We start from the raw sequence: 21,778 nt of genomic DNA on the forward strand, positions 1-21,778 counted from the left end.
CTACTTCATTTGATTTTTTTGAATTAATTGATCTAATGCCACCTGCATACTGAAAGCCTTTGAAAGAATATCAAAATATTCTATCTGGGTCATATTCAGTTTTTCCCAGGCATCATACAGCATAAATAGTTCTTCTGTGTTCTGTTCGTATCCCGTTTGCATAGATCTGTAATTATTCTGAAGTGCGGGGATGATTTCCAGTTCATACAGTTTGAGCTGATTTTGGTTTAGCTCAAATTCGTTGCGCATACCATAAGCCATGCCACTGTATTCATTGGCCATCATTTCCTTTTGCCCTTGCAAGGCGTCTTCTTTCCATTTCAAGCTCTCTATATTGGCTTTGTTCATTTTAGAAGACCATTTTGCCATCGGTAGTTTTACCATCACCATAGCAGAATACTGCATCGGTTGACCGCCAAATCCAATCGCATTGTCAAACTTTACTCCGAATTCAGGTTTCAGGCTTTGTTTTTCAAGTTCTTGCTTCAGTTGGGATTTATTGATTTCATTGTCCAATGCTTTAAGGTCACTTCGATTTTGATAGAAAAAATCTTTGTCAAAAAGCAAATCGGAATAATCGTTGAACTGGTAAGCGGAATCTATTTCTAAAGAAGACATAGGGTCTCTGTTCATAAGGGAATTAAGCCTGATGCGTTTTTCTCGGATATCATTTTCATACATCAACTGCATGTTTTTAGAATTTCCCAAAGCCGCCTTGGTTTTATAATAGGCGCTGATTTTATCTAATCCGTTTTTGTACCGTAACTCTGCATTACGAATCATAAATTCCAAAAGTTTTTCATTTTCTTTGACTACTTTCAGTTTTTTATCCAGTATGATCCATTCAAAATACAACTGTTTGGCATTGCTTACCAGATCATTGATTTTCGCTTCCTTCATTTCCTTTTCGGTAGCGGACATCGCATTCATATAAGCTTCATTTGCATCCAGCTTTTTTTTGTTCGGAAACATTTGTTCTGCAGATAACATTACAGAGCCCATCCCCTGCATTTCTCCTCTTTTTTGCCACAGATTGACATTATATGGTGTCATAAACTGACCGAAGCCTATTTGCGGAGGCATCCAGCTTCTCGCTCCTTTTGCTGCCTCATCCATCGAACGAATCTCACTATCATACATTTTGACCACAGGATGCCTAAGCCTAATGCTATCGAGAATATTATTAAGACTCATTTTCTGTTTCTGTGCCTGTACCGATATAACCAACAAGTACAAGGCAATTATGCTATATATTTTCTTCATATCTTCTAATGTTTTGCATCTAAAACTTCTATTTTTCCGAACTTTCTCAATTCGTATTCTTTTGTCATCAGAAAGATAATTGGTGTAACCAAAAGAATGTGGATTGCAGACGTGAAAACACCACCAACCATAGGAAGTACAATAGGTTTCATCATATCGCTGCCCACACCGTGGCTCCATAAAATAGGAACCAGTCCAAATAGGGTAACCGCAACCGTCATAATTTTTGGGCGAAGTCTTTTGGCTGCACCAGCAATAACATATTCTCGCAAATCTTCCTTCGTAATGGTTTCACTGGAATTTCCTTTTAGTGTTACGAGTTGCTGCATGGCATCGTTGAGATAAATGACCATCACAATTCCAGTTTCTACCGCCAAACCAAATAATGCAATAAATCCAACAGCTACTGCAATAGACATATTAACACCCCAAATTGAGATCATAAAAGCACCTCCAATCAGAGCGAAAGGAATACTGATCAGGCTGAAGAATGCTTCTCTGAATGAATGGAAAGCAAAATACATAGACAAAAAGATAATGAACAGTACCACAGGCAATATCATTTTAAGGGTTTGCTCGCCACGGATAAGATTTTCATACTGTCCGCTCCATTCCACATAATAGCCTTTAGGCATTTTTGAAATCATGCTATTGAGCTTTTCTTTGGCATCACTTACTGTACTTCCCAAATCTCTTTCCCTTACGTTGAAAAGTACTGCCCCACGCAGCATAGCGTTTTCAGAATTGATCATTGGAGGGCCTTCGCTCAAGCGTACATCTGCTACAGCTTCCAAAGGAATACTACCGAACTGCATAGTTTGTACTGGTAATCTTTTTAGAGATTCAAGGTTATTTCTGAAATCCTGCCCATATCTTGCATTGACAGAAAAACGTTGTCTTCCTTCTATAGTGGAGGTCAATTTCATACCTCCCAAAGCAGATTCTACCACGGCATTCACATCATCCACACTAAGGTTATATCTACCTATTTCTGTTCTTTTAACCGCTATATCAACATATTTCCCTCCAGTAATAGGTTCCACATACATATCTTTGATACCGTCTATTCCCTGTAATTCTTTACTGATTTTTTGTGATAAAGTATAAATACTGTCCAGATTTTGACCATATACTTTGATTCCTACATCCGTTCTGATCCCGGTAGAAAGCATATTGATTCGGTTGATAATAGGCATTGTCCAGCCATTGGTAACACCAGGCATCTGAAGTTTTGAATTCAGTTCATTGATAATATCATCTTTAGTCATTCCGTCACGCCACTCAGCCTGCGGTTTGAGCAAAACAATTGTTTCAATCATACTGATGGGGGAATTATCGGTTGCCGTAGCAGCTCTTCCCGCTTTTCCTAGTACGTGATCTACTTCTGGAACAGACTTTATAAGCTTATCTTGTACTTGTAATATTCTTTTTATTTCCGAATTGGAAACATCTGGAAGCGTAACCGGCATAAAAAGAATAGAACCTTCATCTAAAGGAGGCATAAATTCCCTGCCCAAATTCATCACCAAAGGAATACTGATAAGCAACGCCACTATGTTAATTCCTAATACTGTCTTTCGCCATTTTGTACACCAACGTATAATAGGCTCATAAACTTTTTCTAATCCTTTATTAATAGGATTTTTATCATCTCCTTTGAACTTTCCTTTCATAAAAAAGGAAATCAATACAGGAGCAAGCGTTAATACCAAAATGGCATCTACTACAAGGATAAACGTTTTGGTGTATGCCAAGGGATGGAATAATTTACCTTCCTGCCCAGTCAATAAAAAAACGGGTAGAAATGAGGTAACGATAATGATGGTAGAAAAGAAAACGCCTCTTGAAACCTGCTTACAGGACTGCTCAATGATTTGCATTCTCGTTTTTTCTGGAATGGTATCGCTGTTTTCCGAACGTCTTTTTTTGAATATATTATTAAACCATTTTTTCATGGGAATCTTGTTTAGTGGTTGAATGATTGTTTTTTTGCCAAAGCGAAAGGCTTCGGTAGGCATTTTCGGACATGATAATACCATTATCCACGATAACACCAATTGCCAGTGCAATACCTGTTAATGACATGATATTGGATGAAAGTCCAAAAGCATTGAGCAATATAAAACTGATGGCAATAGTTACGGGTATTTGTATAATAATACTTAAAGCACTTCGCCAATGAAATAAAAACAAAATGACAATGACTGCTACTACAATGATCTCTTCTATGATTTTTGATTTAATCGTATCTATTGCTGCTTCGATCAGTGTACTTCGGTCATAAGATGTCTTGAACTTTACGCCTTCTGGCAAGCCTTTTTCCACATCTTTTAGCTTTTCTTTCACGGCTTTAATCACCTGATCTGCATTCTCGCCGTAACGCATCACTACAATGCCACCTACCACTTCGCCATTACCGTCCGCATCAAAAATACCGAGCCTTAGGTCACCACCCATTTGTACTTGCCCAATATCTTTTACACTGACTGGTATGCCGTTATAATTGCCTAAAGCGATATTTTCAATATCTTCTTTATTTTTAACATATCCCAAACCACGTATGATGTACGCCATATCGCTCATTTCAAATTTTCTGCCGCCTACATCGTTGTTATTGGCCTTTACTTTGTTCATTACATCCATTAGTGAGATGTTGTAATATTGTAGTTTTACAGGATCAACAACCAGCTGATATTGCTTTTCAAAACCTCCGTAAGATGCTACTTCCGCAACACCCGGAACTGTCTGTAAGGCAAATTTAACATACCAATCCTGTAATGCCCTTTGTTCACCTAAGTCCATTTTGGGAGCGTCAAGATGATACCAAAAGATATGTCCAACACCTGTTCCGTCAGGTCCTAAAGCTGGAGTGACACCTTGAGGAAGTAATCTTTGGGCGTAGTTGAGACGTTCCAACACTCGTGTTCTTGCCCAATATACATCTACATCATCTTCAAAAATCACATAGACAAAGCTCATCCCAAACATAGAAGCTGCACGAATGTTCTTTACTTTAGGAACCCCTTGAAGGTTACTTACCAAAGGATAAGTAACCTGATCTTCCATAACCTGTGGACTACGCCCCATCCATTCAGTGAAAACAATTACCTGATTTTCACTGAGGTCTGGAATGGCATCAATGGGATTTTTTTTGATTGCAGATATCCCCCAAACAAAAAGCCCGATCGCCAACAATAAAACAATATATCGGTTTTTGAGAGAAATCTCTATTATTTTTTGTACCATTTTTTCATGAGATTAAATTAACGGATAATTTCTTTTACTTCACCACAGGTTAACATTTCCTTACCATAGAAAGGATTTTTAATTTCTTTACTCTGACTAATCCACACACCTCCTTTTCCTTCATTAAACATTGGACAAAAATCTTTGTACAATGTTTGTGATGATCCAAATAGCATTATTAGTTCATTAATATTTTGGCTAAGTAACTCAAAGTACTCTCTCTGATGAGATATATTTTCAACATTTTTGGCAATATGATTAGAATTTTCAGCAATAAGCTTTGCTATTTCCATATATCGCTCATGTCTTTCACTTGGTATTGCTTTCATATCAATATTGCTGGTAGAGGCCAGCAATAGTTTTGCGGCAATTGCAGCTGATGATGCATCATCTGATACAAGAGCATCTTTTAAATTTAAGTAATTTTCAATAAAAGGCTGTGAAAGTTCCTTTGTCTGAGAATTTCCATGAAATGATTTATTGTCAATAGAATCAGAATCTAAGGGTTTATTATCATGATTCATTTCCATCATATCTGTCATTTTTAAATCTTTTTTTTCTTTATTGTTATTACATGCTACAAGCGCAATTAATAAAATAGTGGCTAAGCCAAAGATTAAATTTTTCATTTTTTTATAAATTAAATTATTATTGATTTGAATTAAATTTTTCTATAAATCGTCCTGATTAAAGAAATAGGTATTATTACTCAATAGAATTACACACTTATATAATAATAAAGTGTCAATAGGTTTAACAAAGACTACACCAGTAACAAGAGTAAATTGCTATCAGGTTATACTCTACTGCCAACACATGGTTCTAGATAATTATACTATTTTATAAATTATATAAAATTACCTAATCGTTTCAATGGTTCTACCACAAGTCAACATTTGATCCCCAAAATATGGATTTTTAATAATATTCTCTTTTCTTAACCAATTTGCTCCTTTACCACCATTGTACATAGGGCAATACTGGTAATAAATTATAATTTCAGGATTTGTATTCTTTATGAGTACATACATATTACTCGAAAGAGATTAAAATGTTTTCGTTGATGTGCCACATCTTTTGTTTCAGAAATATGTTCAGAATCAAATAATAAATCTTTCATTACCTTCATCCATACATTATGACCTTCTGTGTTTAACTTATCCATTTCAATAGTTTTGATAACATTAGTTAATTGGATTGCTTTTTTAGAAGCTGAAATTCCATCAGATTTTACTAATGCATCTTTGATTGAAAAATAGTTATCTAAAACTAGTTTATATTGTTTTACTGAATTTGTAGAAGGCATTACTAGTTTATGATTTGAACAACTATCTCTTTTAAAATCATTTTGATGAGTAACAGCCTTCAATTCTCTTTTATACTGGCAACATTTTGGAAGTTATAAATAAATATTATCCGAAGCTCTGAAGTTTTCATTATCATACCCAGCTAAGGCAATTCTTTGAAGAATTTCATCCTTATTAGTCTTTAAACTATCATATTTCAGTGTAGCTATTTTGGCATCTAAATTCCAAATCACATTGGCTACATTTTGTACATTGCCAGCATTTTCAATATTTGACTTACACATGCCGCAATTACCATTGATTTTAACAGTTTCCGTTCTTGCATTTTTGATTTGTGCGAAACTGCTTATAGATGATAGTAATACAGTGATTACCACCAATATTCTTGATACTGATTTCATTATATTTAAAATTTTGGAAACAGACAATTAATAACAAACCTATTATGGTTTGATAATTGAAAAAATAATACTAAATATTGTTTTCATTACAAAAAATTGATTTTGAAAACACGCATTTATGGCTATCAAGCCATAGATTTAGCTTATTTTAGGTGGTTGCCAAATGAAATAAAAGCCTGAAGAAATATAGTCTTTTTTATACGAGAATTTTTGTGTTTTTTCCAAAGAGAAACTTCTATATTCTGTATTTATATACTGAGGAATAAATAAATAATTAGAATAAAATGTTATACAACGACATGAAGAATGACCGCATTTACCATTGCAACTTCCATTATTACTATTACAAGGATGGTCTTTTTCACATTGATTATTTTTTACATCTCTTATATGCTTTTGATGTGATTTTTCCTTATTTAATTCTCTTATAGAGCATTCTTTTGCAACATTATTTGATGATTTACTACACGCATAAGTAACACTTGGTGTCAAAAAGAAACCAAGAATAAAAATGAGTAATAAGTAAATATTTTTTAACATTACCCTACAAAGGTAATTATTTTTTTTTATATTAGTTAGTATAACCTTTAATTTTTTAATATCTAATGTCCACTTTTTGCTGACGATTTACAGGCATCCAGCCCAAAGAAAAACTTCCGCCCAAAGCATTTCAACCAAAATACAGTTGTTGTATAGTTGGCAATTTGGTGAGCATTGCGACCTTTGATTTGCGAGGTCCACCACGTTGGTTTTTGGAGATGAGCCGAAGCCAGCCAACGCATAAAAAATAGATTTTGGGTAAGGGAAATTATGCCCAAACGTGAAGGAAAAGCACCAATTTCGCCCACAAAAAAAAGACCTTTATAGAAGTCTCTTGAAATATCTTCTAAAAACTTTACGGTAAATCCATAACGCTGAAAAAGCTCCCGAAGCTTCCGTTCAACAGGAGTTTCATCTCATGTCCTACGGGCCAAGACGAAACTCTGGTTATTATCGGTAGTGGTTCTTTTCAGTCGTTCTGTTGAGCGTTGGCTTGGTAGCTCTTTTCATTTTTTGTCTAGCTTTGTGCGGTTGGAAAAATGCAAATGTAATAGAAGTTTTAGAAATGCCATAAGCCAACAGCAAATCGAACAAGAAATTTTCATTTGAAAAATTTTCGAATATGGTTTTTACATTATGTTCTATTTCGTGGCGCTTTAGTGCTTTTCAGTTCATAAATTTTATACCAATAGAAAAAAGCTTCAGGATTGGATTTTTTAAGTTTGTTTAGCTTTTTATTCAGTGGCTCGTCAATTTGCCAATCTTTCATTTGAAGTGGATTTTCAAATTTTTCAATCGTTTTTGCATCGTGCTGTATCAAAGCTGAAAGATAAGCCGCCTTTGAAGCGTGTGCAATCGCTTTTTCAATGTGATAAACTTCTGAAAAGATAAACGGTTTTATACGTAAAATTCCCTTTTGCAGTTCGTCAAAGTTTCCATTTCCATCAGTTCCTCTGCTCACAATAGAAAGTGCGGTTTGGTATATATCTTCCAACACATCACTTTCTGTAATTTCTTCTGAATTTCTATAAGCAATTTCAGTTTTTGCAAACTGATAAAACGTAGTTTTAATAATGTCTAAATCTTGTGCAACATCAAACAAATTTCCTATGTCATATAGTTGTTTGATGATTTCCATACTCATACTATCCTCTTTTTTGAAGTACGGAATACCTATGGTATTTGGTGCAAAAGCGGTAAGTTTATCACCTAAAATATCTTCTAAGCTTGGTACATTTACTTGCAACGGTTTATCCGATTGAGGAACAAAATCGAATTGGATGGGCAAAGAAATTATATTGACGTAATTTACGTCTTCAAAAAGAATGTCCAACAAAACATATTCTTCGTCCTTTTTTGTTTTGTGTAAAGGTGTGTAAAAAAATTTATAATGTTCTTCTTTGATTTTTGAGTTTGTGCTTCGGTGTTGTAATTCTTTTCTCAAAAAACCTTGTTCTTCTGCAATAGCGTCTAAAATGCTTTCCAAATTTTCAATTTCATTCGATAGAATAATATCAATGTCGATAGATAAACGCTTTGCTGAATTGAAGTGAAGCATCAAAGCTGTTCCTCCTTTAAAAATAAATGGTAGATTTTTCTCTGCTAAACCTTCCAATAATAGCAATGCTCGGATAACTTTTTCAACAAGAATTTTATCCGCATTTCGGTGTTGTTTTGATATTTTATTAAGCCATTCGGCTGATAGTTCACTTTGGTTTATCATAATCTATATTTTGGCACTGTATTTATATTATTGCCATAAATTTGAAATTGTTTTTATAAATTGATTTAATTCTTCTTTCTTTCTACGTCTATCTGCATAGCGAAGCATTTTACTTTGGTTTATTGTATATTTTTCAAAAGCATTTTTAAAAATAGTTCGCATTTCTCCACCTTGTTGAGCCGAAAAAATAACGTCATCGCAAAAAATATCCACTAACATTTTTTCTATGGTTACCGTTTCTATTCCATTTATATTTTGTGTTGGGGCTTCTGAAATAATTGGTTTGATGATGAATGTTTCTCTTTCGTTTAAGTTGTATTTTTCTAAAATATCGTTAGTAGGCTCAATAAAAACCGACTTTTTAATTTCTCTCAAAAAGTAAAAAACGGAATTGGTTGTTTCTTTGTCTGTTTCTACCAATATGAAAAAATGGTTGGGTTGGTGTTGCATAAATTCATTAAGAACAGACGTGTTCCAAACACAAATGTTTGTATAAGGAAATTCTATTTTTAGTTTTTTGAAAACAGTTTTTATTGTTGATGAAATTTCGGGAGTATATTTTTTTTCTTCACCTATAGTAAACTTCCCTCTACCGATTCGTTGTAAAATACCATTTTGAACCAAATCGTAAATTCTCCAATTTATGGTTGTTGATTTTATGTTGCCGTCAATTTGTTCGTAAAAGGCAATAATATCCTTAGTTTCAAAAACAGATTTGTTCTTGAAATGGCTTTTTAGTTTGTTTGTATTTAGTTTATCCGTTGCGATGATTTAAAAATTTTAAGCAAAGATAAAAAAATTCTATGAATTGGCAGCAATGCGTATTAATTGCCAATATTTAGAATTTAGAGTAGTGAGTGGGCTTGGGTGCGTTGGGGCAAAATTAAATGGTATTTTACGTGATAAATTTCGACGACCCACGCAAGAGCCACCGTTGCAACCCGCTCAATCCCGACTTTATGACGGATATTTCAGATGCCTACGAAGCCGCATATACCATAATGCTGAACCTTAACAGGTCGTGGATACAGAAGCAAGGGGATTTTTTCGTGGAAAGCCCAATTATCTTATTGGCTGCTATTATTTGGTATCTGAAAATCTATGAGGATGGCAAGTATTGTACATTCCCACACGCTATTGAATTACTGAATAAAAAGTATTCGGACGTATTCACGATTTTAACATCATACCCCGATTTGGAAAATTATTTGTCGCCCTTTATGGATGCGTGGCAAGGCGGAGCGCAAGACCAGTTGCAAGGACAAATAGCATCGGCAAAAATTCCGCTATCAAGAATGATCAGCCCGCAACTATACTGGGTAATGACAGGTGATGATTTTACGCTTGACATTAACAACCCGAAAGAGCCGAAGATTTTATGCGTTGGTAATAACCCCGACCGTCAAAATATTTATTCAGCAGCGTTGGGTTTGTACAATTCAAGGATTGTAAAACTGATTAATAAAAAGGGACAGCTAAAGAGTTCGGTTATCATAGATGAGTTGCCCACGATTTATTTCAGGGGACTGGACAATCTTATCGCAACGGCGAGAAGTAATAAGGTTGCGGTATGTTTGGGTTTTCAGGATTTTTCGCAGTTGACGAGGGATTACGGCGATAAGGAAAGCAAGGTAATTCAGAATACCGTTGGCAATATATTCAGTGGTCAGGTGGTTGGAGAAACGGCAAAAAGCCTATCGGAACGCTTCGGGAAAGTATTGCAGAAACGTCAGAGTATGACGATTAACCGCAATGATAAATCTACCTCTATCTCCACACAGTTAGACAGCCTTATTCCGGCTTCCAAAATATCCACGCTTACACAGGGTATGTTTGTCGGAGCCGTTTCGGATAACTTTGATGAACGTATCGAGCAAAAAATATTTCACGCTGAAATTGTGGTGGATAATGAAAAGGTAGCGGCAGAAAGCAAAGCCTATCAGCAAATACCGCAAATCCTTTCTTTTGTGAATGAGGAGGGCGAGGATAAGATGAAGCAGGAAATAGAAAACAATTACAAGCAGATAAAATCAGACATTCTGAATATTGTTGTTAGTGAAATGGAGCGTATCAAGAATGACCCTAACTTACAGCATTTGGTGCAGAAAGAATGATTATACTAAATATTTTTGTGATTTTTCTATTAATATATTGTTAGAAGAATTAAAAGTAACAGCACCATTACGTCAACATATAAAATGCCAAATTTTAATACTCATAATTTAGCATTTGCTTAAATAAACAAATTAGTTACATTTGCATTATGGATAATACTTCTTGTACACGACAAAAGGCAGACATTAAACAAATTAATCGCTGTAAAGAACGAGTTTCAGAACTCCAAGGTTCGTTTGACTATTTGTCTAACGGACTTGAATTGGCGGGAAACAATGTAAGGTTGAAAATTCTGTTTCTTCTTTATGAAGAAAAACGACTTTGTGTTTGTGATGTGAGTGAAATTCTTGGAATGACAATTTCAGCAATTTCTCAGCACTTGAGAAAACTTAAAGACCGAAAGCTTATTGAAACCGAAAGAGAGGCGCAAACCATTTTTTACTCGTTGACGAAAGAGTATGAAAAAATGTTGGAACCATTTTTTAAAATACTTGACGATAACAAAATTTTAGAAACAATATGAAAACGGACAACAAATTAGTCGGGACTGGACTTTTGACAGCAATTGCAGCTTCATTGTGTTGCATTACACCTGTTTTAGCTCTCATAGCAGGGACGAGTGGACTTGCTTCAAACTTTTCCTGGCTCGAACCTTTCCGACCATATTTTATCGGTTTAACAATTTTAGTCATTGGTTTTGCTTGGTATCAAAAGTTGAAACCGCAAAAGAAAATTGACTGTAAATGTGAAACAACTGAAAAAACAAATTTTATGCAAACAAAATCATTTTTAGGAATTATTACCCTTGTGGCGGCTTTACTTTTATCATTTCCAATTTACGCTCACATCTTTTTTCCAAAGCCCGAAAACAAAACAATTATTACCCAAAGTTCCAAAATTCAGAAAGTTGAGTTTACAATTAAAGGAATGACTTGTTCAGGTTGTGAACATCATATTAAAACAGAGATTAGCAAACTAAAAGGAATTATCGAAGTTGTCGTTTCCTATGAGAAAAGCAACGCTATTGTCAAGTTTGATAATAAGCAAACCAGTATTGCTGAAATCGAAAAAGCTATCAATTCGACAGGTTATAAATCACTAAAAAGTAAAGTTATATCATAATGGAAATTAAATTACAATCAATAATAACTTGCCCAAAATGTGGGCACAAAAAAGAGGAAACAATGCCAACTGATACTTGTCAGTATTTTTATGAATGTAAAAATTGCAAAACAAGGTTAAAACCACTACAAGGCGACTGCTGTGTGTATTGTAGTTATGCCAGTGTTCCTTGTCCACCAATACAAAAGGAAAAAAAATGTTGCTAAATAGAACGCATTTTATATAAATCACATAAAAAATCAGTAGGTTTTACTAATTATTTTTAAACAATTGTAAGAATAACTTATGGCATCAACAGAAAAAACATTATCAGAGGTAATTGAAATATTAAGACTAAGAGGTTATACTGAAGATTTTAACCTATTGGAAGAAAATATCTCATATAAAACAGGAGGTGAAAAGGTCAATTTAAGTGACATAGTTATTGATAAAATTTATCGTTTTACAGGACTGAATGACTTGGAAGATGAAGCTATCTTGTATGCAATGAGAAACCAAAAAGACGGAGCAAAAGGTATTTTCGTAAATGGCTATGGCACTTACTCCGACAGTGTAGCAAATAGCATCATAGAGCAAATAGCAGTTAACGAAGATGATAACAATGATTGGACAATAGAAATTTGAATTAGAATGACAGAATTAGAAAAAATTTTAAACCAAAGAGGCATAAAGCCTACCGCTATGCGTTTGTTGGTAGCAGAAAAGCTATTGAAACAACAATATGCAGTAAGTCATAAAGAATTGGCGGAGCAATTTGAAAAAGCTGATAATGTCACTTTATTCAGAACGCTGAAAACTTTTTTAGAGCACAAACTTATCCATACTATTGACGACGGAACAGGAGTTGCGAAATATGCACTTTGCCAATCTGGGTGCAGTTGCAAACCTTCAGAACAGCATACACATTTTCATTGCTCCAAGTGCCAGCGAACTTTTTGTCTTACCGATACGGAAATTCCAAACATCAATATTCCACAAAACTTTAAATTAGAAGGTATCAATTTGGTACTCAAAGGACGATGTGACAGATGCAACTAAAATACTATGAAACTTTGCAATCGGATTGCAAGGATTATTTTTCTATATTTGCACTATAAATGAGATGGATAATCACAATATGGACTTTTTACCTGATGGTACTTTCTTCATTGCCTTGTAGCGATGGAAGCAATCAGTGTGAGGATACCATTCCTAAAATTGAAACCGTTCAATCTCACGACCACAATCAAGATAGCGATGACAATTGCAGTTCTTTTTGTTATTGCAATTGTTGTAGTATAAGTATTGCTACTTACCATTTCAAACCTTTTGAAATCAAGCAACCTAAACCCACTATTGTTGTTAAAAAAATTACACTTCGTGATTTTACTTTAATTTCCTTCTACTCAGGAAGTATTTGGCATCCTCCCAAATTTACTGTTTAATTTTTTCAGATTTTCTTAATGCTATTGATGGTTTGTTGCAAGCCTCAGTAATTGTATGCCTTTTATTGGCTTTACGGTACTGTTAGCGTGTTCGTGTTATGTATTTTCTATGAATGTTTGTTTATAGAAATAATTACAGGCATTATCCACTTCATCCAATAGTTATTTGATTATCTGTTGGCTTCTTATGGCAAGAGGTAATAATTTATTTATCAAAAAATTAAACAGATACACGTGTTAGATAACATTATAAAATTCAGCATCAAAAACAAGCTCGTCATTGGGATAATGACCTTGTTACTCATCATTTGGGGAGTGTGGAGTGCCACAAAACTACCCATTGATGCCGTACCCGATATTACTAATAATCAGGTGCAAATAATTACGGTTTGCCCCACATTGGCAGGACAAGAAGTAGAACAATTAGTAACCTTCCCTATTGAGCAAAGCATTGCCAATATTCCAGATATAGAAGAAACAAGGAGTATTTCAAGATTTGGCTTATCGGTAATTACAGTAGTATTTAAAGATAAAGTAGACATTTATTTTGCCCGTCAGCTTATCAACGAAAAACTAAAAGAAGCAGAGGAAAATATACCTAAAGGTATTGGCAAGCCAGAACTTGCACCAGTAAGTACCGGATTGGGAGAAGTCTATCAATACATCATCCATCCGAAAAAAGGCAGTGAAAAAAAATACAATGCAAAAGACCTACGCACAATGCAGGATTGGATTGTAGCAAGGCAATTATATGGAACTCCCGGAATTGCCGAAGTAAATAGTTTTGGTGGCGAACTGAAACAATACGAAGTAGCAGTAAATCCCAATCGCTTAAAAGCTATGGGGGTAAGTGTTACCGACATTTTTACTGCATTAGAAAAAAATAACCAAAATACAGGCGGTGCATACATTGATAAGAAACCGAATGCCTATTTCATCCGAGGTATCGGTTTGGTAACTTCATTGGATGATGTAAAAAATATCAGTATAAAAAATGACGGTGGCAGTATTCCTATTTTTATTAAAGATGTAGCCGATGTAAGATTTGGAAGTGCGGTAAGATATGGCGCAATGACTTATAACGGCGAAGTAGATGCAGTTGGCGGTGTGGTAATGATGTTGAAAGGCGAAAACAGCAATGAGGTTGTAAATCGCATCAAAGAGAAATTACCAGTTATTCAAAAATCCTTACCCGAAGATATAATTATTGAACCCTATTTAGACCGTACAGAATTAGTTGGCCGAGCAATGAGTACTGTAGAAAAAAACTTGATAGAAGGTGCATTGATTGTCATTTTTGTTTTGGTTCTTTTCTTGGGGAATTTTAGAGCGGGATTGATAGTAGCATCCGCTATTCCTTTGGCAATGCTGTTTGCTTTGGCTTTAATGAATGTGTTTGGCGTAAGTGCCAATTTAATGAGTTTGGGAGCAATAGATTTTGGATTAATTGTAGATGGTGCGGTAATTATTGTAGAAGCCACATTGCATCATTTAGGTTTAAGGAAATCTACACAAAGGCTCACACAGCAAGAAATGGATAATGAAGTATTTACCTCAGCTTCCAAAATTCGTAATAGTGCAGCCTTTGGTGAAATCATTATCCTAATCGTTTACATTCCTATTTTGACTTTGGTGGGTGTTGAAGGAAAAATGTTTCGGCCAATGGCACAAACAGTAGGTTTTGCAATCTTTGGAGCGTTGATTTTGTCTTTGACCTACATCCCGATGATGTGTGCTTTATTCCTATCTAAGAAGCCAGTACACAAAGAAACTATTTCGGATAGGATGATGAATTGGCTACAAAGAAAATACCAGCCATTGTTAGAAAAAGCCATCAGAATAAAATATTGGCTAGTAGGTATAACCGTTGCCATATTTGCTTTTAGCCTTTTTTTATTCAGCCGAATGGGTGGCGAATTTATACCACAGTTACAGGAAGGAAATTTTGCCTTTCATTGCATTTTGCCACAAGGAAGTTCATTGAGCCAGAGTATAGAAACCTCAATGCAAGCTTCAAGAATTATTAAAGAATTTGACGAAGTAAAAATGGTAGTAGGCAAAACCGGAGCCGCAGAAGTACCAACCGACCCAATGCCACCTGAAGCGACAGATTTAATGGTTATTTTAAAACCGCAAAGTGAATGGAAAAGTGGCAGAAGTTATGATGAATTGGCAGATGCTATCAATGAAAAATTAGAAGCAATACCTGGTGTATTTTTCGAAAAGAACCAGCCAATACAAATGCGTTTCAATGAGTTGATGACAGGTATTAGGCAAGATGTTGCAGTAAAAATATTTGGAGAAAATTTAGATACGCTTGCCTTGAATGCTGATAAGGTTAGTAAGGTTATACAAACAGTAGAAGGCGCTACATCTCCACAAGTAGAACGTGTGAGTGGCTTACCGCAAATAAATGTGGAATATGACCGTACTCGCTTAGCCAATTACGGAATAACAGTGGAAGATGTGAACAACGTGGTAAGCACTGCGTTTGCAGGTAAAAGTGCAGGAGTAGTTTTTGAAAACGAAAGAAGGTTTGATTTGGTCGTACGTTTAGACAGTACATATCGTAGTAGTATAGAAGATGTAAATAATCTGATGATACCCACTTCAACAGGTAATCAAATACCATTATCACAAGTAGCAAATATTGATTATAAGTTAGGTCCGGCACAAATAAGCCGTGAAGCTGGAAAACGTAGAATTGTAATCGGATTCAACGTTGCAGATAGGGATGTACAAAGTGTGGTAGAAGAAATTCAACAAAAATTAAATACACAGGTAAAATTACCACCGGGGTACTATTTCACGTATGGCGGTCAATTTGAAAACTTGCAGGAAGCCAGTAACCGATTAATGATAGCCGTTCCTATTTCCTTGTTATTAATTTTTGTGTTGCTCTATTTCACGTTCCGTTCCTTTAAGCAAGCAGGTTTAATATTTACCGCAATTCCGATGAGCGCCATTGGTGGCGTATTGGCTTTAATGCTTCGTGGAATGCCTTTCAGCATCAGTGCAGGAATTGGTTTTATCGCCTTGTTTGGTGTAGCCGTTCTTAACGGAATTGTATTGATAGGCACTTTCAACCAATTGGAAAAAGAAGGAATAAAAGATGTTTTCAAACGAGTAATCGAAGGAACAAAAATAAGACTTCGACCTGTATTGATGACGGCAACCGTTGCGAGCTTAGGATTTTTACCGATGGCACTAAGTAGCAGTGCAGGTGCAGAAGTTCAAAAACCTTTAGCAACCGTAGTAATCGGTGGTTTGGTTACGGCAACTTTCCTTACGCTGTTCGTTCTGCCTTTACTCTACATCATTTTCAATTCAAAAATTAATTTAAAAAGAAAACCCAAAGTGAAACCTATTGCAACTATCATTGTATTGCTTCTGTCATTAACAGGCTTTACAGCAAATGCACAAACACAGCATTTATCAAGTGTTGATGATGCGATAAATATTGCGCTTCAAAATAATCAAGCCATTAAAGCTTCAGATTTAGAAATTGATGCCAGCAAAGCGTTGAAAAAAACAGCCGGAGAATTACCTAAGTTGGATATTAATGCACAGTTGGGACAATACAACAGCACCAAATTCGACCAGTCTTTTCAGGTGTCACAAACCATTCCTTTTCCGTCATTATTCGGAGCAAAAAAGGAGTTGATTAATGCTGAAATTAAAGGTAAAGAATTGCAGAAGAACTTGAGTGTTTTAGAATTAAAAAACCAAGTACGTACTTATTATTATCAAATTTTGTACTTGCAACACAATCAAAAACAACTACAGGAATTAGACAGTTTGTACAACAATTTCATAGGCATTGCAAAGCTTCGTTACAAAACGGGCGATACCAAAAAAGTGGACATCAGTACGGCAGAAGCCAAGAAAGGCGAAATCAATTTGTTATTAAAACAAAATGAAGTTTTCTTAAATAATGCCGTTGCCAATCTGAAAACATTGATGAATACGAAAGAAGATTTTACCATATCAGGAAATGGAAATTTTCAGCCTTTACAAATTTCAAATTTGTTGGATAATGATGCAGTAGCCAATCATCCTGCTATTCAATCTTTGTATCAGGAAGCAGTTATTGCGGAAAAAACCAAAAAAGTAGAACGGGCACAAGGTTTACCCGATTTTACGATTGGGTATGTCAATCAGTCTTTAATTGGTTTTCAAAATGTGAATGGAGCTGAGAAGTTTTTCAATGGCGGAAACCGGTTTAATTCTGTAAACATCGGCATTGCAATTCCCATTACTTACGGTGCTACCAAAGCCAGAATAAAATCTTTGGATTATAGAAAGCAAGCAGCCGAAGCCAATGCACAACAGCAACAGAGAACGTTGGCAACGCAAATGCAAAATGCTTTGTTGCAATACCAGCAGGATATGAAGCAGTTCAATTATTTTCAGCAAGAAGCTTTGCCTAATGCTAAAGAAATTGTTTCAGCAGCACAATTAGGTTACAAAACAGGCGACATCGGTTATGTAGAATATCTTTTTGCCTTGCAAACCGCAACCGATATTCAGTTGAATTACCTCAAAAGTATTCAGCAGGTCAACCAATCTGTAATCAATATTTATTCATTCATCAATCAATAAGTACAAATGAAATTCAATATAAAAATAATCACGTTGATGACAGCCATAGCTGTTTTACTATTTGCTTTTTCTGCCTGTAAAAATGATAAGAAAGCAGAAGATAAATCTGCCGAAACCAAAACTGCAGGAAAAGAAGAAGCACCACACGAGGAAGAAACGCCAACCATTGCCACACTTACCGAAGAACAAATAAAAACGGTAGGCATACAATTAGGCACCATTGAACACAAGGAATTAACAGCAACCATCAAAGCAAACGGAAATCTGAAAGTTCCCAATAACAATAAAGCCAACGCCACTTCTTTGTATGGCGGTGTGATAAGAACACTGAAAGTTCAAATTGGAGATTATGTAAGAAAAGGTCAGGTTATTGCAACCATTGCCAATCCGCAGTTCATCCAATTGCAGGAAGAATATTTGAGTACAGCAAGCAGAATTACGTTTGCAGAACAGGAATTAGCAAGGCAAAAAGAACTGAATGAAGGCAATGCAGGTGCAAAGAAAAATCTGCAAAGTGCTACTGCCGAATTAAGCAGTTTAAGAACCCGCAGAGCTTCCTTGCAACAGCAGATACAATTAATGGGCATCAATCCAGGTTCGGTATCAAACGGAAATTTAAAATCCGCATTGGTCGTAACCAGTCCGCTGAATGGTACGGTTAGCAACGTTTTTGCCAAAATTGGAAGTTATGTAGATGTTTCTTCGCCGGTTATCGAAATTGTAGATAACAGTTCATTGCATTTAGATTTACAGGTGTTTGAAAAAGATTTACCACAGGTAAAAGTTGGACAAACTATTCATTTTACTTTAACCAATAATCCTACTGCTGAGTATGATGCTACAGTTTTCAGCATTGGTTCATCCTTTGAAAACGAGAGCAAAACCATCGCCGTTCATTGTCGTGTAAATGGTAATAAAAGTGGTTTAATTGATGGAATGAACATCACTGGTATTGTCAGTCTTAGCAATGTAACAACTCCAGCTGTACCCAATGATGCGATTGTAAATGCCGATGGTAAATACTACATTTTTGTACAAACCAATAAAGAAGCAGAAGCCCATCACGAAGAAGGCGAAAAAGAAGGCGACCACAAAGAGGGCGAAGAAAAAGACCATAAAGAAGATAAAACTGCTAAGAATTTTGAAAAGGTAGAAGTGCTGAAAGGCGTATCTGATATGGGTTACACCGCTGTAACTTTTGTAAATGAAATTCCTGCCAATGCTAAAATTGTAGTTAAAGGTGCGTTTTTCGTCAATGCAAAACTAAGCAATACAGGTGGTCACGAACATTAAAAATTGAACGCTATGGTTTGGTTAAAATTTTATTTGCCGGTGTATTTGGTGTTGTATATTATGGTAGCTTTTGTGCTACCATAATACCGAACCTACAAGCAAACGGGCATCAATCCCATAACTTTTGGCAAAACAGATATTGCACACGACTATATCGGTTTTGTGATGAAAGTATTGATAGCATTGCTTTTCGTTGCGGTATTCATCTATTCGTTCAGCGATAAAATGTATCAATATTTAGTACCGATTTCTTATTTAATGAAAGACGTGTTTTTAATCATTGCATTAATACTGATACACCTTTCATTACTATGGATTTCAGTAGCGCAATATCAAATGAGTAACAGTTGGCGTGTCGGTATTGATGAAAATAACAAAACCGAATTAATCACAAAAGGATTATTCTCTTACAGCCGGAACCCGATTTTTTTGGGAATGATAATCAGTGTTGCAGGAATATTTTTTATACTACCCAATACACTTACATTTTTCCTGATGCTTACTACCTATATCGTTATTCAAATTCAGATAAGACTGGAAGAAGAGTTTTTGGAAAAACAACACGGAGAACAATATTTAATTTATAAAAAAACAACTAAAAGACTACTCTAATGGAACACAAACATAAATACGATGCACAAGGCAAACAGCTTTGCTGCACACCACAGGAAGAAAAAATATATACCGATGCTAATGCTAAAAAATTATTAGAAAAGCATCACAACAATGACGGTCACAACCACGAACACAGCGATGATGACGGTCACAACCACGGAAGTACCGACAAATCTACCTTTCAAATGTTTTTACCTGCCATTATCAGTTTTGTTTTACTGATGATTGCTATTGCTTTTGATAATTGGCTACCGCAATCCTGGTTTACAGGTTGGGTAAGAATTATTTGGTATGCAATAGCCTATTTACCTGTTGGATTTCCTGTAATTAAAGAAGCATTTGAGAGCATCCGCAAAAGCGATGTATTTTCAGAGTTTTTATTGATGAGCATTGCCACTATCGGAGCTTTCGCCATTGGCGAATACCCTGAGGGTGTTGCTGTAATGTTGTTTTATGCCGTTGGCGAAGTATTCCAGACTTTGGCAGTAACAAGAGCTAAAGCAAATATTAAAACGTTGCTCGATCAAAGACCAGATGAAGTAACTATTTTAGAAAATAATCAAGCTAAGACCATAAAAGCAGAAACCGCAAGTATTGGCAATATAATTCAATTAAAACCCGGAGAAAAATTAGGACTAGATGGAGAATTATTATCCGAAACCGCTTCATTCAATACAGCAGCACTAACAGGAGAAAGTAAGCCCGACACCAAAACCAAAGGTGAAACCGTATTGGCGGGAATGATAAATTTAACGACCGTTGCACAGGTAAAAGTAACGACTGCTTATACTGATAGCAAACTTTCTAAAATTTTGGAATTGGTACAAAATGCCACTGCACAAAAAGCACCAACAGAATTATTCATTCGAAAATTCGCAAAAATATACACACCGATTGTTGTATTGTTGGCAGTGCTAATTACCATAATTCCTTATTTTTTTGTGAGCGATTATGTATTTAGTCAGTGGTTGTACAGAGCATTGGTGTTTTTGGTTATTTCTTGTCCTTGTGCTTTGGTTATCAGTATTCCTTTGGGTTATTTTGGTGGAATTGGAGCAGCTTCCAAAAATGGAATTTTGTTTAAAGGAAGCAACTTTTTAGATGCAATTGCTAATATCCAAAATCTAGTAATGGATAAAACAGGTACAATGACCGAAGGCGTTTTTAAAGTGCAGGAAGTAGTTTTTGACAATGATTTTAATCAAGCTGAAATTTTACAAATGGTAAATGCATTAGAAAGCCACAGTACACACCCTGTTGCAACTGCCATTCACGAATATGTTGGAAAAATAAACAACGAAATCAAACTAGAGAATACAGAAGAAATCGCAGGACACGGGTTGAGAGCTATTATAAATGGCAAAGAATTATTGGTAGGAAATTTTAAACTGATGAATAAATTCTCTATCCCTTACGGCATTGACCCCAATAGCATTGTTTACACAGTAATCGCAGTGGCTTATGATAAAAAGTTTGTCGGCTATATCACGATTGCCGACAGTATTAAAGAAGATGCACAGCTAACCATTGATAAACTCAAAGAATTAGGTGTAAAAACCACAATGTTAAGTGGAGATAAAACCACTGTTGTAAAATTTGTTGCAGAAAAATTGAACATTAATAATGCATTTGGCGATTTATTACCCGAAGATAAAGTAAATAAAGTAAAAGAAATCAAAACCAAAAATGAAACAGTTGCCTTTGTCGGTGATGGCGTGAATGATGCACCCGTTGTGGCATTAAGTGATGTTGGTATTGCTATGGGCGGTTTAGGAAGCGATGCCACCATCGAAACGGCGGATGTAGTGATACAAGACGACAGACCGAGTAAAATACCTATGGCAATTAATATTGGAAAACAAACTAAAAAAATAGTTTGGCAAAACATAGCTTTAGCATTCGGAGTAAAAGCTATTGTACTAGTTTTAGGAGCTGGGGGCTTAGCGACTATGTGGGAAGCTGTTTTTGCCGATGTTGGGGTTGCCTTATTGGCTATACTAAACGCAGTAAGAATACAACGGATGAAATTTTATTAACAGTTATAAATTTTATTTAATCACTGCAGAATATGATATTTCAAAAGTATGTATGTTTTAAATTGATTGATTTAGACTGTACCACGATAAA

Annotated in this window: 21 protein-coding genes and 1 pseudogene; 11 read left to right on the forward strand and 11 right to left on the reverse strand. The window is 35.4% G+C overall.

Annotated elements, in window-relative coordinates; genetic code table 11:
* From QM746_RS10855 to QM746_RS10905, 11 genes are all read right to left on the reverse strand, one after another.
* The gene (locus QM746_RS10855) at positions 1 to 1,263 is read right to left on the reverse strand and encodes a TolC family protein (RefSeq protein ID WP_414984244.1); all 1,263 of its coding nucleotides are present in this window, start codon (positions 1,261 to 1,263) and stop codon (positions 1 to 3) included.
* A gap of 5 nt (positions 1,264 to 1,268) precedes the next feature.
* Positions 1,269 to 3,218, reverse strand: a complete 1,950-nt coding sequence (locus tag QM746_RS10860) for an efflux RND transporter permease subunit (RefSeq protein ID WP_414984245.1) — start codon at positions 3,216 to 3,218, stop codon at positions 1,269 to 1,271.
* Positions 3,202 to 4,509, reverse strand: a complete 1,308-nt coding sequence (locus tag QM746_RS10865; RefSeq protein ID WP_414984246.1) for an efflux RND transporter permease subunit — start codon at positions 4,507 to 4,509, stop codon at positions 3,202 to 3,204. Before QM746_RS10865 ends, QM746_RS10860 begins: the two co-directional genes overlap by 17 nt.
* A 17-nt stretch (positions 4,510 to 4,526) precedes the next feature.
* Positions 4,527 to 5,138 carry a DUF3347 domain-containing protein gene (locus QM746_RS10870; protein WP_414984247.1) on the reverse strand — a complete coding sequence of 204 codons (612 nt, stop codon included), beginning with the start codon at positions 5,136 to 5,138 and terminating at the stop codon, positions 4,527 to 4,529.
* Between the two features lie 228 nt (positions 5,139 to 5,366).
* Positions 5,367 to 5,540, reverse strand: a complete 174-nt coding sequence (locus QM746_RS10875; protein WP_414984248.1) for a hypothetical protein — start codon at positions 5,538 to 5,540, stop codon at positions 5,367 to 5,369.
* Positions 5,525 to 5,815: a DUF3347 domain-containing protein gene (locus QM746_RS10880; RefSeq protein WP_414984249.1), complete on the reverse strand. Its 291-nt coding sequence runs from the start codon at positions 5,813 to 5,815 to the stop codon at positions 5,525 to 5,527. Before QM746_RS10880 ends, QM746_RS10875 begins: the two co-directional genes overlap by 16 nt.
* A 93-nt stretch (positions 5,816 to 5,908) precedes the next feature.
* Positions 5,909 to 6,217, reverse strand: coding sequence for a heavy-metal-associated domain-containing protein (locus tag QM746_RS10885; protein ID WP_414984250.1), 309 nt, complete (start codon positions 6,215 to 6,217; stop codon positions 5,909 to 5,911).
* A 138-nt stretch (positions 6,218 to 6,355) separates the two neighbouring features.
* On the reverse strand, positions 6,356 to 6,757 hold the full coding sequence (locus QM746_RS10890; RefSeq protein WP_414984251.1) for a hypothetical protein: 402 nt from the start codon (positions 6,755 to 6,757) through the stop codon (positions 6,356 to 6,358).
* A 450-nt stretch (positions 6,758 to 7,207) separates the two neighbouring features.
* The gene (locus QM746_RS10895; protein ID WP_414984252.1) at positions 7,208 to 7,351 is read right to left on the reverse strand and encodes a hypothetical protein; all 144 of its coding nucleotides are present in this window, start codon (positions 7,349 to 7,351) and stop codon (positions 7,208 to 7,210) included.
* 40 nt (positions 7,352 to 7,391) lie between these two features.
* Entirely contained in the window at positions 7,392 to 8,480 is a 1,089-nt protein-coding gene (locus QM746_RS10900; RefSeq protein WP_414984253.1) for a nucleotidyl transferase AbiEii/AbiGii toxin family protein, read from the reverse strand.
* 27 nt (positions 8,481 to 8,507) lie between these two features.
* Positions 8,508 to 9,251, reverse strand: coding sequence for a DUF6577 family protein (locus QM746_RS10905; protein WP_414985144.1), 744 nt, complete (start codon positions 9,249 to 9,251; stop codon positions 8,508 to 8,510).
* 122 nt (positions 9,252 to 9,373) lie between these two features.
* Here QM746_RS10905 and QM746_RS10910 point away from each other — a divergent pair.
* From QM746_RS10910 to QM746_RS10960, 11 genes and pseudogenes are all read left to right on the forward strand, one after another.
* Positions 9,374 to 10,594 (forward strand): annotated as a pseudogene (locus tag QM746_RS10910) (TraM recognition domain-containing protein); the annotation flags it as partial.
* A 149-nt stretch (positions 10,595 to 10,743) separates the two neighbouring features.
* On the forward strand, positions 10,744 to 11,118 hold the full coding sequence (locus tag QM746_RS10915) for an ArsR/SmtB family transcription factor (RefSeq protein WP_414984254.1): 375 nt from the start codon (positions 10,744 to 10,746) through the stop codon (positions 11,116 to 11,118).
* Positions 11,115 to 11,717, forward strand: coding sequence for a mercuric transport protein MerTP (merTP, locus tag QM746_RS10920; RefSeq protein ID WP_185229391.1), 603 nt, complete (start codon positions 11,115 to 11,117; stop codon positions 11,715 to 11,717). Before QM746_RS10915 ends, merTP begins: the two co-directional genes overlap by 4 nt.
* Complete coding sequence (locus tag QM746_RS10925) at positions 11,717 to 11,923, forward strand: GDCCVxC domain-containing (seleno)protein (protein ID WP_081457773.1); 207 nt, start codon at positions 11,717 to 11,719, stop codon at positions 11,921 to 11,923. The genes merTP and QM746_RS10925 overlap by 1 nt, the downstream gene beginning before the upstream one ends.
* 79 nt (positions 11,924 to 12,002) lie before the next feature.
* The gene (locus QM746_RS10930; protein ID WP_185229390.1) at positions 12,003 to 12,341 is read left to right on the forward strand and encodes a hypothetical protein; all 339 of its coding nucleotides are present in this window, start codon (positions 12,003 to 12,005) and stop codon (positions 12,339 to 12,341) included.
* 6 nt (positions 12,342 to 12,347) lie between these two features.
* Positions 12,348 to 12,755, forward strand: coding sequence for a Fur family transcriptional regulator (locus QM746_RS10935; RefSeq protein WP_414984255.1), 408 nt, complete (start codon positions 12,348 to 12,350; stop codon positions 12,753 to 12,755).
* Positions 12,756 to 12,814: 59 nt separating this feature from the next.
* On the forward strand, positions 12,815 to 13,141 hold the full coding sequence (locus tag QM746_RS10940; protein WP_274779629.1) for a DUF6660 family protein: 327 nt from the start codon (positions 12,815 to 12,817) through the stop codon (positions 13,139 to 13,141).
* Positions 13,142 to 13,375: 234 nt separating this feature from the next.
* Positions 13,376 to 17,743, forward strand: a complete 4,368-nt coding sequence (locus tag QM746_RS10945) for a CusA/CzcA family heavy metal efflux RND transporter (protein ID WP_414984256.1) — start codon at positions 13,376 to 13,378, stop codon at positions 17,741 to 17,743.
* A 6-nt stretch (positions 17,744 to 17,749) separates the two neighbouring features.
* A complete protein-coding gene (locus tag QM746_RS10950) occupies positions 17,750 to 19,036 on the forward strand; it encodes an efflux RND transporter periplasmic adaptor subunit (RefSeq protein ID WP_414984257.1) in 1,287 nt (428 codons plus the stop codon).
* Positions 19,037 to 19,201: 165 nt separating this feature from the next.
* Positions 19,202 to 19,648, forward strand: coding sequence for a methyltransferase family protein (locus QM746_RS10955; protein ID WP_198418292.1), 447 nt, complete (start codon positions 19,202 to 19,204; stop codon positions 19,646 to 19,648).
* Entirely contained in the window at positions 19,648 to 21,687 is a 2,040-nt protein-coding gene (locus QM746_RS10960; protein ID WP_414984258.1) for a heavy metal translocating P-type ATPase, read from the forward strand. The genes QM746_RS10955 and QM746_RS10960 overlap by 1 nt, the downstream gene beginning before the upstream one ends.
* Positions 21,688 to 21,778 lie beyond the last annotated feature (91 nt).

Source organism: Cloacibacterium sp. (assembly GCF_047601505.1).
Classification (GTDB): Bacteria; Bacteroidota; Bacteroidia; order Flavobacteriales; family Weeksellaceae; genus Cloacibacterium.